The sequence below is a fragment of the Devosia sp. A449 genome, from assembly GCF_054489375.1.
The window spans coordinates 185,264-198,549 of record NZ_JBTMWU010000007.1 but is presented as its reverse complement, the minus strand read 5'-3'; the positions used below and the strand labels follow the sequence as shown (position 1 = coordinate 198,549).

The following is a 13,286-nucleotide window of genomic DNA, read 5'->3' as shown; positions in this document are numbered from 1 at the left end:
CCGTGAACTCAGACGTTATGGATTTCGCGAGCCTGGCTCCCGCCTACCCAGAATTGCTTCTGGCCGTCGGCGCAGTGGTGCTGCTGCTCATCGGTGTGGTGATCAACAAGGAACGCTCGCTGCTGGTGTCGTATGGCGCCGTGGTGCTGCTGCTGGCCGCTGCTGCCCTGATTCTGTTCATTCCGGCGGACGGCGTGCTGTTCAATGGCGTGTTTATCGCCGACAGCTTCGCCCGTTACATGAAGGTGCTCGTGCTGGGTGGCTCGGCGTTCTCGCTGCTGCTGTCGCTCCCCAATGCCGAGGCGCAGGGGACGCACAAGTTCGAATATGCGGTGCTCATTGTGCTGGCTTCGGTCGGCATGCTGGCCATGGTTTCGGCCAATGACCTGATGAGCCTGTATGTCGGCATCGAGCTGCAGTCGCTGTCGCTTTACGTCCTCGCCGCCATTAAGCGCGATGACGGCCGGGCGACTGAAGCGGGCCTCAAGTATTTCGTGCTCGGCGCGCTGTCCTCGGGCATCCTGCTCTATGGCGCCTCGCTGCTATACGGCTTTACCGGCCATACCAATCTGCAGGAAATCATCCTGGCCATCGCCAGCGAAGGCCGCTCGATCGGGCTGATCTTCGGCGTGGTGTTCCTGCTGGCCGGCGTGGCCTTCAAGATCTCGGCCGTGCCGTTCCACATGTGGACGCCCGACGTTTATGAAGGCGCGCCGACCCCGGTCACCGCCTTCTTCGCGACCGCCCCCAAGGTGGCCGCCATGGCGCTGCTGATCCGTCTGGTCACCGACACCTTCCAGGGCATTGCCGGTGACTGGCAGCAGATCGTCATCTTCCTGTCCATTGCCTCGATGGTGCTGGCGTCGTTCGCGGCCATCGGCCAGCGCTCGATCAAGCGGCTGATTGCCTATTCCTCGATCGGTCACGTCGGTTTTGCGCTTGTCGGTCTGTCGTCGGGTACGCAGGGCGGTGTCGAGGGCGTTGCCATCTACATGGCGATCTATGTCGCCATGACCATCGGCATGTTCGCCTGCATCCTGTCGCTGCGCTCGGACAAGGGCTTTGTCGAGAATATCGACGATCTGGCCGGCGTCGCCCGGACGCGCCCCTTCGTCGCGGCTGTCATGGCGGTGATGATGTTCTCGCTGATCGGCATGCCGCCGCTGGCCGGGTTCTTTGCCAAGTGGCACGCCTTCCTCGCCGCCATCGACGCCCAGCTCTATGTGCTGGCGGTGATCGGCGTGCTGGCTTCGGCCATCAGCGCCTTCTACTACCTGCGCATCGTCAAGCTGATGTATTTCGATGAGCCGGTACAGGAGTTCGAGGCCGTTCCGGGTGAGCTCAACATCATCATGGGGCTGACCGGCTTTGCCATTGTTACCTACTATTTCACCATCGGCAGCCCGCTTGCCTCTTATGCACGCGTTGCCGCCGGAAGCCTGTTCTAGGTGAGCGACTTCGCCCTCGGGCCCATAGCGCGCACAGCCGGATACCGGCTGCGCGGGTTTGACAGCATTGGCTCGACCAATGCCGCGGCCCTCGAAGCTGCTGCCGCCGGTGATGCCGGCGGCATCTGGTTTGCCGCCCGCCAGCAGACGGCCGGGCGGGGCCGGCGCGGACGCGCCTGGGAAAGCCCGCACGGCAATCTGGCCGCGACGCTGCTGATCGTTCCCGAGGCCGATCCGACTCTGGCGGCAACGCTGGGATTCGTCGCCGGCGTCTCGCTCAACCGGGCGCTCTCGGCGATTCTGCCGGGTGGACTGGTCAAGATCGGTATTGATGGCGCGGACGGGCTGGGCGGGAATTCCCGCATTGCGCTCAAATGGCCCAATGATGTGCTGGCAGATGGCAGCAAACTGGCGGGTATTCTGCTGGAAGCCAGCAAGCTGCCCGATGGCCGTCAGGCCATTGTCATCGGCTTCGGCGTCAATGCAGTTGCCGCGCCGCAGGGTTTGCCCTATCCAGCGACCAGCCTGGTCGATCTGGGTGTCAGCCGAACGGCTGAAGATGTCTTCGAAGCGCTTAGCGACGCCTGGGTCGAGGTTTTCGGCCTGTGGAATGATGGTCGTGGCGTGGGTGATGTGCTGAAACACTGGCGCGCTTCGGCTGCCGGGATCGGTGCACCAGTCGCCGTCAATCAGAACGGCGAAGTGCTGCGTGGAATTTTTGAAACCATCGACGATAGCGGACGACTCATCGTCCGTGCCGACGACAACCGTCGCATCGCCATTACCGCGGGCGACGTTCATTTTGGGGCAACGGCCAGCGCCCGAAGCTGACCACAACAATTGCGCAGCGACCGGCGACCAATGATCGCCTTGGCGTTGCGCGCGAAAGGACTGAACTGACCCATGGCTAAAAACCAAAGGGACGAACTCGTATTCGTGCCGCTCGGCGGCGTTGGCGAAATCGGGATGAATATGGGCGCTTACGGCTTTGGGCCGGAGCGTTCGCGCAAATGGATCGTGGTCGACTGCGGCGTGACCTTTGGCGGGCCCGACCTGCCGGGGATCGAGCTGATCATGGCCGACCCAGAATTTCTCGAAGAGCGCGCCGATGACGTGCTGGGCCTCGTGCTCACCCACAGCCACGAAGACCATTATGGCGCGGTGCTCGATCTGTGGCCGGGCTTTGAGAAGCCGGTGTTCTGCACGCCGTTCACGGCAGCGATGCTGGCGGCGAAGCGGGCAGGCGATGGCATTGTCGAAAATGTCGACGTCACCATCATGCGTCCGGGCAAGCCGTTCCAGATCGGGCCGTTCACGCTCGAGGCGATCAATGTCGCCCACTCGATCCCCGAATCCAATGCGCTGCTGATCAGCACCCCGGTCGGACGCGTGCTGCATACCGGCGACTGGAAGCTCGATCCGACCCCGGTGCTGAATGCGCCGACCGACGTCGCGCGCCTCAAGCAGATCGGCGAAGACCGCTCGACGCCGCTGGCTCTGGTCTGCGATTCGACCAACGCGCTCAAGGACGGCGAAAGCCCGAGCGAAGCCGCTGTCGCCGAGACACTGGCCGAGATGATCGCTGCCGCGCCCAACCGCGTGGCCGTGACCACTTTTGCCTCCAATGTCGGCCGTGTGGTGTCCATCGTGCGTGCCGCCGCCCTGGCTGGCCGTCAGGTGGTGATGTCGGGTCGCTCGCTGCACCGCATCACCGGCATTGCCCGCGAACTGGGCATGCTGGAAGGTCTGCCGCCGCTGCTCGATCAGGATGCGTATCGCACCATACCGCGCAACAAGATCGTGCTGATCTGCACCGGCTCGCAGGGCGAGGCGCGTGCCGCCATCGCCCGCATCGCGCGCGGTGAGCATCCGGTGATCGAGCTGGCCGCCGGCGACCGGATGATCTTCTCGTCCTGGGCGATTCCGGGCAATGAGCGCGAAGTCATCGACATCCAGAACATGCTGATCGACAAGGGCGTCGAAGTCATCACCCAGAGTGATGGCCTGGTGCACGTCACCGGCCACCCGCGCCGGGGCGAATTGCAGAAGCTCTATGAAATGGTCAAGCCGGACGTGCTGGTGCCGGTGCATGGCGAAGCCGTGCATCTGAAGGCCCACGCCAAGCTGGGCCGCGAGTCGGGCATTGCCAATGTGTGCGAAGCGCGCAATGGCGATCTGGTGCGGCTGTTCCCCGAGACGATGTCGTTCCCGGCCGAAGTGCGGGTCGGCGAGCTGTATCTCGATGGCCTGGTGCTGTGCACGCCTGAGGAATCGGGCGTCAAGGGCCGTCGCCGGCTGTCGTTTGGCGGCCACGTCGTGGTCAGCCTCTGCGTCAATGGCGGCGGGCAGATCGTTTCCGGTCCCGATCTGGTGATCGAAGGCCTGCCGGAAACCGAGGACGAGTCGCTGACCGAGCTGGTGGAAGACACCGTGGCCGGCGTGCTCAAGTCGATGCCGCCCAAGCGCCGCAGCGATACCGAAGTGCTGAATTCGGCCCTGTTCAAGGCCATCCGCAACGAGGTCAATTCCTATTGGGGCCGCAAGCCCAACGTCTCGGTGTTCGTGCACCGGGTCTAGGTCCACGCAAAGGGTCGTTCCTCAGGGAGCGACCCTTGCTGCGGCAATAGGACCGGCGTTCCCGCTATCGCGGGAGCGCGTCAGGTTGTATTCATCAAGGCAACACCAACGCGAAGGGAATTTCCATGCAGATCGGCTCGATGATCGCCATTTTCTTCGTCGTCTGGTGGCTCAGCTTTGTCGCGGTCCTGCCGATCGGCAACCGCAGCCAGGCCGAGGCGGGTGAAATCACCGCCGGGACCGAGCCTGGGGCCCCGATCACGCCGCGCCTGGGGCGACGCCTGCTGATCGCCACCGGCGTGGCCATCGTCATGACCGGCCTGCTGATGTGGGGCATGTCGAACGAAACGCTGCATTACTACTGGAACCGCTAGGCTACTAGCGCTTGGGTTTGCCGACCGCGTGGCTATAGGCCAGTTCCAGGGCAGCGCTGAGGTCAGCCTCCGTCGCCGCCGCCAGATTGGCTGTCGTCCAGCCTTGACGGCCCCAGCCATTATTGATGGGGGCAAAGACCTCCGGGGCGAGCTGGCATTTGAAGTCCTGCTCATCCGGGGTGAATTTGAAATTCGCGGTCAGCGCGTCGGCGGCCAGGGTGACGTAGGTGCGGTCGACCTTGAAGGCGCGGCGATCGAAATGGGGGGCTTCGGTGGTGCCGGGCAGGGCAAGGGCCAGGCGTCTGAGAGTGGCAGCATCGGCCATGATCGAACGCCTCCAAGTCGCATTAACTTCGGCATCGGAATCAAAAAAGCGGGGCACAAGGCCCCGCTGAAATGAGTTTGTTCGACAATACGCTGGTCTTAGGCACGCTATACAGCGGCAGCCAACGCTCCTCCCTTGACGTTGTCGACGTCCGGCAGTTTGTAACCGCCTGTGTCTTATTGCGAGGGACCCTAACAACAAGAATCGGACCTGTCACGCAGATTCTGCATGCCTTCCATGCTTGCATCGGGTGGACGAGTAGGATTTGAGTGGGCATCAACAGTAACCTAGAGTCGATTGATCTTTTCGGGAGTTCCCATGCGCCTGTCTCGTTATTTTTTGCCGGTGCTGCGCGATGTTCCGAAGGAAGCAGAGATCGTTTCGCACCGCCTGATGCTGCGTGCCGGCATGATCCGCCAGCAGGCGTCCGGCCTCTATTCCTGGCTGCCGCTCGGCTACAAGGTGCTGATGAAGGTTCAGCGCATCATTGAAGAAGAGCAGAACCGCGCCGGCGCCATCGAGCTGCTGATGCCGACCATCCAGTCGGCCGATCTGTGGCGCGAGTCGGGGCGCTACGACGCCTATGGCAAGGAGATGCTGCGCATCGAGGATCGCCACGAGCGCGAATTCCTCTATGGCCCGACCAATGAGGAGATGGTCACCGACATCTTCCGCAGCTCGGTGAAGTCCTACAAGGATCTGCCGCTGAACCTCTATCATATCCAGTGGAAGTTCCGCGACGAGGTGCGTCCGCGCTTCGGCACCATGCGGTCTCGCGAATTTTTGATGAAGGATGCCTATTCCTTCGATCTGACCAAGGAAGATGCTGTCAAGGCTTACGAGCGCATGTTCGTGGCCTATCTGCGCACCTATGCCCGCATGGGCCTGACCGCGATTCCGATGCGCGCCGATACCGGCCCCATCGGCGGCGATCTCAGCCATGAATTCATCATCCTGGCCGACACCGGCGAAAGCGCCGTGTTCTGCCATCGCGATCTGCTGGACAAGCCGATCCCGGCCCTGGATACCGATTTCCGCGGTGACCTGACGCCCATCGTCGATGACTGGACCTCGCTCTATGCGGCGACCGAGGAAATGGTCGATCAGGCCGAGTATGAGGCCTCCGTTCCCGAGGATAAGCGGGTTTCGGCGCGCGGCATCGAAGTCGGCCATATTTTCTACTTCGGTACCAAGTATTCCGAGCCCATGAAGGCCAGCGTCACCGGCCAGGATGGCAAGGATACCGCCGTGCATATGGGCTCTTATGGCATTGGGCTCACCCGCGTGGTGCCCGCCATCATCGAGGCGTTCCATGACGAGGCCGGCATTGTCTGGCCGGTGTCGGTGGCGCCGTTCGAGGCCGTGCTGATCAACCTCAAGGCCGGTCAGGCCGAGGTCGATGCGGCATGCGAGGCGCTCTATGCCGAACTCAACGCGGCCGGGATCGACATGCTTTATGACGATCGCGACCAGGGGGCCGGGGCCAAGTTCACCACGGCCGATCTGATCGGCATTCCCTACCAGATCATCATCGGGCCGCGTGGCCTGGCCAATGGCGAGGCCGAGATCAAGCACCGCAAGACCGGCGAGCGCGAAACGCTGCCGATTGTTGATGCTGTCGCGCGCCTCAAGGGCCTCATCGAACCGCAGCGAAAGACCGACATTTGACCGATACGGCGCCGCCTCTGCTGAACAAGGGCACGCGTGCCTTTTCGCGTTTCGAGTGGATGGTGGCCGGGCGCTATCTGCGCGCCCGCCGCAAGGAGGCGTTCATCTCGGTGATCGCCAGCCTGACCATGGTCGGCGTTGCCATTGGCGTGGCGACGTTGATCGTCGTCATGTCGGTGATGAACGGATTCCGGGCCGAGCTGCTGACCAAGATCCTTGGCCTCAACGGCCATTTCACCGCCTATCCGATCGAGCGTCAGTTCACCGACTACAAGGAGACGGTGAAGGCGCTGGAGCAGATCGATGGCGTGAGCTTTGCCGTGTATTTCGTCGAGGGCCAGGTGCTGGCTTCGGGGCGAGGCAGCTCCACCGGCGTCACCGTGCGCGGCATGGACGAAGAGAATATCAGCAAGCTAAAGCTGCTGCATGATGCGGCGGAGCAGGGCGGCTGGGACTCCTGGGACGAGAGCAAGGGCGTCGCCATCGGCTATCGGCTGGCGCAGACGCTTGGCGTGTCGCTGGGCGATCAGGTGCAGATCATCAATCCCAATGGGGCGATGACGCCGTTCGGCTCGACGCCGCAGATCAAGTCCTATCCGGTCAATGTCATTTTCGACCTGGGCATGGTCGAGTTCGACAGCTTCTTTATGTATATGCCGCTCGAGCCGGCACAGGACTATTTCAAGATGTTCGACGAGGTCCTGAGGCCCGGCATGGGGCCGCTGGACCCGCTGGCCTCGGACGAGGAAATCGACGCCGCCTATGAGCGTATCAACCAGGCGACGGCGGCGGAAATCTTCATCGATGATCCCGACGACATCGTCACCATGCGCAACCGGCTGCAATCCGATCCCTCGACCCGCCCGCTGGTGCTGACCGACTGGCAGCAGCGCAACGAGACCTTCTTCTCGGCGCTGCAGGTGGAGCGGGTGGTGATGTTCACCATCCTGTCGATGATCATCCTGGTGGCGGCGTTCAACATCATTTCCAGCCTGATCATGCTGGTGAAGGACAAGAGCTCGGATATCGCCGTGCTGCGCACCATGGGCGCGACGCGTGGCGCCATCATGCGGATTTTCTCGATCACCGGCACCACTATCGGCGTCATCGGCACGATGACCGGCGTGGTGCTGGGACTGATCGTGGCCGCCAATGCCGAGCCGCTGCGGGCCTTCCTGTCCAACACGCTGGGCGTGGCCATCTTCCCGCCGGAAGTGTTCTTCCTGTCATCGCTGCCGTCCAAGACCGATCCGGTCGAGGTGACTGTGGTGGTGTGTCTGGCGCTGGGGCTGAGCTTCCTCGCGACGCTGTATCCGGCCTGGCGCGCCGCCCAATATGATCCGGTCGAGGCGCTGCGCTATGAGTAATCCACATCTGGTGCTGACCGACGTCCACCGTCACTACGGGCAGGGCGACAGCATTATCCGCGTGCTCGACGCGGCCAATCTCACCGTCAATAGTGGTGAGCTGGTGGCGCTGGTGGCGCCTTCGGGGGCCGGCAAGTCGACGCTGCTGCACCTCTCCGGGCTGCTGGAAAGCCCGCAGGGCGGCGAAGTGGCCATCATGGGCATTCCCACCAGCAAGCTGGGGGATCGCGGCCGTACCCAGCTGCGCCGCTCGACAGTGGGCTATGTGTATCAGTTCCACCATCTGTTGCCGGAATTCACCGCGCTCGAAAACGTCACCATGCCGCAGCTGATCGCCGGCAAGTCGCCGGCCGAGGCTGACAAGCGCTCGATGGAACTGCTGGACCTCTTGGGTGTGGCGCCGCGCGCCAGCCATCGACCGGCGGAGCTTTCGGGTGGCGAGCAGCAGCGCATTGCGATTGCTCGCGCTGCCGCCAACCATCCCAAGGTGATTTTGGCGGACGAGCCCACCGGCAATCTCGACCCCGAAACCAGTGACCTGGTGTTCGCGGCGCTGGCCAATCTGATCAAGAATGAGGGCGCTGCCGCGCTGATCGCCACGCATAACCATGATCTGGCGCGTCGCGCGGACCGGATTGTAACGCTCAAGGGCGGGTTGGTGATCGACCACATTTTGTGATGCGACCAGACTGAGGCATACTGCGTTCTTCCTGCTCAAGGAGAACGGCGATGACCTTGCTGATGATCATTGGGACTATGGCAATCGTGGCCGCGCTGACACTCAAGCGCCGCCCCAGGCAGCCGGATAATTTCCGGAATGGTCACACCCACTAAGGGAGCGTGACCCGGCTTTGCTGGCGCCTTACAGCGCCGCTGCGATATCTTTGGCGAGAGCTGCCAGCTCGGCGTTGTCGGCTTGGCTCTTGCCATGCGCGCCGAGCGCTACACCGTCATAAACCGGAATAACGTGGAAATGCAGATGGAACACCGTCTGCCCGGCCGGCGCTTCGTTGAACTGGGCGAGGCGGATGCCGTCGGCCTTGGTCACGGCTTTCACCGCCTTGGCGATTTTCTGCACCAGCGGCATCACGGCTGAGAGGGCCGCCGGATCGGCATCGAGCAGGTTACGCGATGCTGCCTTGGGAATGATGAGCGTATGCCCGCGCGACTGCGGGAAAATATCCATCATCACCAATGCGGTATCGTCCTCGAACACCTTATGCGCCGGGATTTCGCCGCGCAGGATTTTGCCGAAGATATTGGATGGATCATAGCTCATGGTTCATTCCGCCGGCTGAGAAACATCCGGCTGCCCCTTCTGGAAAAAACGAAAACGGAAATAGTTGAGCAGGGCCAGCCCGGTCAACGTCACCGGCACATAGCGGAAGCCGCGCCGGATGAAAAACAGCGCGATATTGACTGCCGTGCCCGCGCTCATCGCGCCCTTGCCCATGGGTGAGGTGAAGGATGACGGCACGATGTGGCGATAGATCAGTGCATTGGAGCGGTAATATTCGCGGGCCTGTAGCGCGAAGGCGCGCTTGGAGGCGGAATAGGCCTTCAACTCCTCCATGCCCATATCGCCGTGGAATTCCACCTCTGAGCCTAGTGCCCACACTTCGGGCGGGGCGAGGCGGGTCTTGCCGATCTCGGTGAACAGCTCGGTCAGCTCACAGAAGGTGACATTGTTGGCGTTCCAGCAGTCGTCCGTCTTGGCGCCATGGGCCAACACCAGCACTTCGGCCTGTTCGAGCTTGCCGCGCATGGCGGCATAGTTGCCGGCGGAAAAATCGACGCCGAATTTGGCGGTTTCGACGATGCCGCCCAGCTGGGTGAGCTTGTCGACCATGGCGGAGCCGAAGGCGCCACTGGCACCGGTCACCAGGAAGCGTCGCCCCTTGATCTGGCAGGAGGTGCCGACGACCAGGTCGAAGACGTTGGAGAAGGACGAGAAGAAATTGTGCGGATAGACGTGGTGCATGGCGTGGTAATTATTATCCACCCAGAGCAGGCCCTGCTGGCCGCCGACGCGATCCATAGACATGTGGTTGTAATCCAGGCCTTCCTCGCGCAGCGTCATCACCAGCATGACGGTGCGGATCACCGCCACGAGCGCAATCGGCGGCCAGGGGAAGATCAGCAGGAAGGGCAGGGTGCCCAGCATCGAAGTCAGATATTCGGGCAGGATATGGAACCAGATATTGGCCCGGGCATAGGCCGGGTTGATCTGCATATCGAGGCCGAGAAATTTGTGATGCACCCAGTGCCAGGCCGAGAATTTGCGCAGCAGCGGGTTGGACGAGCCTTCCCACTGGTGCAGCGTCCAATGCAGCGCGTCAAACAGCGCCGTCGAGACGACGAAGGCGAGGCCGGCCTGCAGGATGAATACGACAATGTCCCAGATCATGAGTCTCTACTTAAAGCCGAAGGCGGCAGGACGATAGTCCCACCTCATTGATCGGTGCGCTCGCCCTTGCGGAACGGGGTGAACTGTTCGAGCAGCTCCTGGCTGCGCTCGACGGAGGTTCGCTCCTGTTCGAGATAGTCGGCGACCGCGTGGCGCAGGCCGGGATGGGCGATCCAGTGTACCGAATAGGTGGTGGCAGGGGCATAGCCTCGCGCCAGCTTGTGTTCGCCCTGTGCGCCGGCCTCCACCACCGCCAGTTTGTGGGCGATGGCGTAGTCGATGGCCTGATAATAGCACAATTCGAAATGCAGGAACGGCACATCGCGGGTGCAGCCCCAATTGCGGCCGTAAATCCGGTCCTTGCCGACAAAGTTGATGGCGCCGGCAATGGCTTCGTCGCCGTCATAGGCCAGCATCAGCACGATGCGGTCAGCCATGGTGGCGTTGAGGCGGGAGAAGAATTCGCGATTGAGATAGGGGCGGCCCCATTTGCGGGCGCCGGTGTCCTCGTAGAAGGCGTAGAAGGCGTCCCAGTGGTGTTCCTTGAGGTCGGCACCACTCAGCCATTGCACCGTCAGCCCATCGGCCAGCGCGTCGCGGCGCTCACGGCGGATGGTCTTGCGCTTGCGCGAGGACAGGGTTTCGAGGAATTCCTCGAAGCTGGCATAGCCCTGATTGTGCCAGTGAAACTGGGTGTCGACGCGCTTGAGCCAGCCATCGGCCTCGATTTCGTCGGCCTCGGCCTGGGGCACGAAAGTGGCGTGGACCGAGGAGGCGTGGCGCTGACCGGCCAGTTGCTGGGCGGTCGAGAGCAATGCAGCCCTGATGGCGGGATCGCCGGAGGGCACCAGTAGCTTGGGCGCGGTTGCCGGGGTGAAAGGCACCGAACATTGCAGCTTGGGATAATAGCTGCCGCCGGCGCGTTCCAGCGCATCGGCCCAGCCATGGTCGAAGACATATTCGCCCATGGAATGGGTTTTGAGGAACAGTGGCATCAATCCCAGGGGCTGCCCGGCGGCGTCGCTCAGCAGGACATGTTGCGGCTGCCAGCCGGTGCGGCCAGTGGCGCAGCCGGATTCTTCCAGCGCCATGAAAAAGGCGTGGTCTAGAAAGGGATTGTCGGGCACGCCCGCCGTCGAGGGCGCAAGCGCGTTCCACACGGCAGCGGGAATGCTGGCCGTGCTGGGATGGATGGTGGCGTGGAGAGAGGACTGGTCAGCCAAGGCAGGTCCGGCGCGAACAAGAGAGGCCCTAGAAATAGGACGGTTCGCCGGAGAATGTAAGGCAGGGCCCTGGAAAGACGAAGCCGCCAGTGCTGGCGGCTTCGTAAACGCGCTTAGACTTCGACGACGGCTTCGATTTCGACCGCTGCGCCGAAGGGCAGGGCGGCGACGCCGAAAGCGGCGCGGGCATGCTTGCCCTTGTCGCCCAATACGGCCACCAGCAGATTGGAACAGCCATTGGCCACCAGATGCTGCTCGGTGAATTCGGCGGTGGAGGCCACCAGCACGGTCACCTTGAGGATGCGCTTGATGTCTTCCAGCTGCACGCCGCCCATATGGACGATCTGCGACAGCACGTTGACGGCGGCCAGCTCAGCGGCGTTGCCACCCTGCACCACATTCATGTTGTCGCCGAGCCGGCCGGTGACCACACCGCTTTCGTTGCTCGAAATCTGGCCGGAGACATAGAGGATATTGCCCGACCGGGAGACCGGCACATAATTGGCGACGGGCGCCTTGGAAGCGGGGAGTTCGTAGCCGTATTCGCGGAGCTTTTCGATCGGATTGGTCATCTGGTCTTGCCTTCGTTCTGGTCGTCGTCGTGTTCGTCCGGCGTGCTGGCCGGTTTTTTCTTGTAGAGCTTGCCGCGGATCACGGCCTCGCGGCCAAAGCGGGTGCGGACCCGGTCCATGGCCCGTTCGGCTGCGGCCTTGCGGGCAATGGACGGCTCCAGCAAATCAGCCGGATCGCTGCCATCGGCGGTATCGATACCTGAAACGCCGATTCCGATCAGCCGGAAAGCGGTGCCATCGACCTCGCGCTCCAGCAATGATCGGCCGGTTTCGTAGATCACATTGGCCAATTGCGTGGGGATCATCAAATGCCGGGCGCGCGTACGCAAGCGGAAACCGGCCGATTTGAGCTTTAGCGTCACCGTGTCGCCAACCACGCCCTTGGCCTTGAGGCGTTCGGAGAGGCGCTCCGTCACCTTCAGCAGTTCGGTAGAGAGTTCGTCGAGGCTGCTGATATCATTGTTGAATGTGGTTTCTGACGAGATGGTCTTCATCTCGCCGTCCGAGGAAATGCGGCGGCTGTCCTCGCCGCGCGACAGGCGGGCCAGGCGGGCGCCGGTTTCGCCGTAACGGCGCATCAGTGTCTCGGGTTTTTCTTCCTGCAGCTGCCCGATGGTGACGAGGCCATCCTTGCGCAGGGTTTCGGCGAAGACTTTTCCGACGCCATAAATCAGGCTGATCGGCTTGGGCGCCAGGAAAGACCGGGTTTCGGCAGCGCCGATGACAGCGAAGCCGCGCGGCTTGTCGAGGTCGGAGGCGATCTTGGCGAGGAATTTATTGTGGCTCAGCCCCACCGAGATAGTGACGCCGATTTCGGCCTCGACGGTGCGGGCGAAACGGGCCAGCACCAGTGCCGGCGGGGCCTTGTGCAGCGCCTGGGTGCCAGAGAGATCGAGAAAGGCCTCGTCGATGGAGAGCGGCTCGACCAGCGGGGTCAGCGCGTCCATATGCTGGCGAATCTGCCGGCTGACGCCGACATATTTGGCCATGTCCGGCTTGATGATCACTGCGTCGGGGCAGAGCTTGCGGGCCTGGAACATCGGCATGGCCGAGCGGACGCCGGATTGGCGGGCGATATAGCAGCAGGTGGAGACCACGCCGCGCACGCCGCCGCCGATGATCAGCGGTTTGTCGCGCAGGCTGGGGTCGTCGCGCTTTTCCACCGAGGCATAGAAGGCGTCACAATCGACATGGGCGATGGTGAGGGCAAATAGCTCGGCATGGCTGCGCAGGCGTGGCGAGCCGCAGCCTGGACAGCGCGCCGGCACGGCGGCGCTGGAGCCATGGGTCAGGCAATCGCGGCAGAGCCAATCCAGCGCCAAAAT

The 13,286-nt window shown here is 62.6% G+C and carries 13 protein-coding genes; 7 read left to right on the top strand and 6 right to left on the bottom strand.

Annotated elements, in window-relative coordinates:
• The first annotated feature begins 2 nt into the window (after positions 1 to 2).
• From nuoN to ACX3OW_RS18095, 4 genes are all read left to right on the top strand, one after another.
• Entirely contained in the window at positions 3 to 1,448 is a 1,446-nt protein-coding gene (nuoN, locus tag ACX3OW_RS18110) for an NADH-quinone oxidoreductase subunit NuoN (protein WP_459097196.1), read from the top strand.
• Positions 1,449 to 2,279, top strand: a complete 831-nt coding sequence (locus ACX3OW_RS18105; protein WP_459097195.1) for a biotin--[acetyl-CoA-carboxylase] ligase — start codon at positions 1,449 to 1,451, stop codon at positions 2,277 to 2,279.
• Between the two features lie 72 nt (positions 2,280 to 2,351).
• A complete protein-coding gene (locus ACX3OW_RS18100; RefSeq protein ID WP_459097194.1) occupies positions 2,352 to 4,025 on the top strand; it encodes a ribonuclease J in 1,674 nt (557 codons plus the stop codon).
• A gap of 125 nt (positions 4,026 to 4,150) precedes the next feature.
• On the top strand, positions 4,151 to 4,399 hold the full coding sequence (locus tag ACX3OW_RS18095; RefSeq protein WP_459097193.1) for a DUF1467 family protein: 249 nt from the start codon (positions 4,151 to 4,153) through the stop codon (positions 4,397 to 4,399).
• Between the two features lie 4 nt (positions 4,400 to 4,403).
• Here ACX3OW_RS18095 and ACX3OW_RS18090 read toward each other — a convergent pair whose 3' ends face one another.
• Entirely contained in the window at positions 4,404 to 4,724 is a 321-nt protein-coding gene (locus ACX3OW_RS18090) for an MmcQ/YjbR family DNA-binding protein (protein ID WP_459097192.1), read from the bottom strand.
• A 318-nt stretch (positions 4,725 to 5,042) separates the two neighbouring features.
• On the opposite strand from ACX3OW_RS18090, the gene proS reads away from it, so the two are divergent.
• Genes proS through ACX3OW_RS18075 form a run of 3 tightly spaced genes read left to right on the top strand, consistent with a single transcriptional unit; the run spans position 5,043 to position 8,438 of the window.
• Positions 5,043 to 6,392, top strand: a complete 1,350-nt coding sequence (proS, locus tag ACX3OW_RS18085; protein WP_459097191.1) for a proline--tRNA ligase — start codon at positions 5,043 to 5,045, stop codon at positions 6,390 to 6,392.
• Between the two features lie 59 nt (positions 6,393 to 6,451).
• A complete protein-coding gene (locus tag ACX3OW_RS18080) occupies positions 6,452 to 7,759 on the top strand; it encodes an ABC transporter permease (RefSeq protein ID WP_459097212.1) in 1,308 nt (435 codons plus the stop codon).
• Complete coding sequence (locus tag ACX3OW_RS18075) at positions 7,752 to 8,438, top strand: ABC transporter ATP-binding protein (protein WP_459097190.1); 687 nt, start codon at positions 7,752 to 7,754, stop codon at positions 8,436 to 8,438. The genes ACX3OW_RS18080 and ACX3OW_RS18075 overlap by 8 nt, the downstream gene beginning before the upstream one ends.
• A gap of 183 nt (positions 8,439 to 8,621) precedes the next feature.
• Here ACX3OW_RS18075 and ACX3OW_RS18070 read toward each other — a convergent pair whose 3' ends face one another.
• From ACX3OW_RS18070 to ACX3OW_RS18050, 5 genes are all read right to left on the bottom strand, one after another.
• Positions 8,622 to 9,038 (bottom strand): HIT family protein, encoded by a 417-nt coding sequence (locus ACX3OW_RS18070; RefSeq protein ID WP_459097189.1) that lies wholly within the window; start codon positions 9,036 to 9,038, stop codon positions 8,622 to 8,624.
• A gap of 3 nt (positions 9,039 to 9,041) precedes the next feature.
• A complete protein-coding gene (locus ACX3OW_RS18065; protein WP_459097188.1) occupies positions 9,042 to 10,166 on the bottom strand; it encodes a hypothetical protein in 1,125 nt (374 codons plus the stop codon).
• Between the two features lie 44 nt (positions 10,167 to 10,210).
• Positions 10,211 to 11,389, bottom strand: coding sequence for a GNAT family N-acetyltransferase (locus ACX3OW_RS18060; RefSeq protein WP_459097187.1), 1,179 nt, complete (start codon positions 11,387 to 11,389; stop codon positions 10,211 to 10,213).
• Between the two features lie 113 nt (positions 11,390 to 11,502).
• Positions 11,503 to 11,961, bottom strand: a complete 459-nt coding sequence (locus tag ACX3OW_RS18055; protein WP_459097186.1) for a RidA family protein — start codon at positions 11,959 to 11,961, stop codon at positions 11,503 to 11,505.
• Positions 11,958 to 13,283: a DNA polymerase IV gene (locus ACX3OW_RS18050; protein ID WP_459097185.1), complete on the bottom strand. Its 1,326-nt coding sequence runs from the start codon at positions 13,281 to 13,283 to the stop codon at positions 11,958 to 11,960. Before ACX3OW_RS18050 ends, ACX3OW_RS18055 begins: the two co-directional genes overlap by 4 nt.
• Positions 13,284 to 13,286 lie beyond the last annotated feature (3 nt).

Coding starts and splice junctions, on each gene's coding strand:
- ACX3OW_RS18100 (WP_459097194.1), top strand. CDS start 2,352: ATGGCTAAAAACCAAAGGGACGAACTCGTATTCGTGCCGCTCGGCGGC.
- ACX3OW_RS18095 (WP_459097193.1), top strand. CDS start 4,151: ATGCAGATCGGCTCGATGATCGCCATTTTCTTCGTCGTCTGGTGGCTC.
- ACX3OW_RS18090 (WP_459097192.1), bottom strand. CDS start 4,724: ATGGCCGATGCTGCCACTCTCAGACGCCTGGCCCTTGCCCTGCCCGGC.
- proS (WP_459097191.1), top strand. CDS start 5,043: ATGCGCCTGTCTCGTTATTTTTTGCCGGTGCTGCGCGATGTTCCGAAG.
- ACX3OW_RS18080 (WP_459097212.1), top strand. CDS start 6,452: ATGGTGGCCGGGCGCTATCTGCGCGCCCGCCGCAAGGAGGCGTTCATC.
- ACX3OW_RS18075 (WP_459097190.1), top strand. CDS start 7,752: ATGAGTAATCCACATCTGGTGCTGACCGACGTCCACCGTCACTACGGG.
- ACX3OW_RS18070 (WP_459097189.1), bottom strand. CDS start 9,038: ATGAGCTATGATCCATCCAATATCTTCGGCAAAATCCTGCGCGGCGAA.
- ACX3OW_RS18065 (WP_459097188.1), bottom strand. CDS start 10,166: ATGATCTGGGACATTGTCGTATTCATCCTGCAGGCCGGCCTCGCCTTC.
- ACX3OW_RS18055 (WP_459097186.1), bottom strand. CDS start 11,961: ATGACCAATCCGATCGAAAAGCTCCGCGAATACGGCTACGAACTCCCC.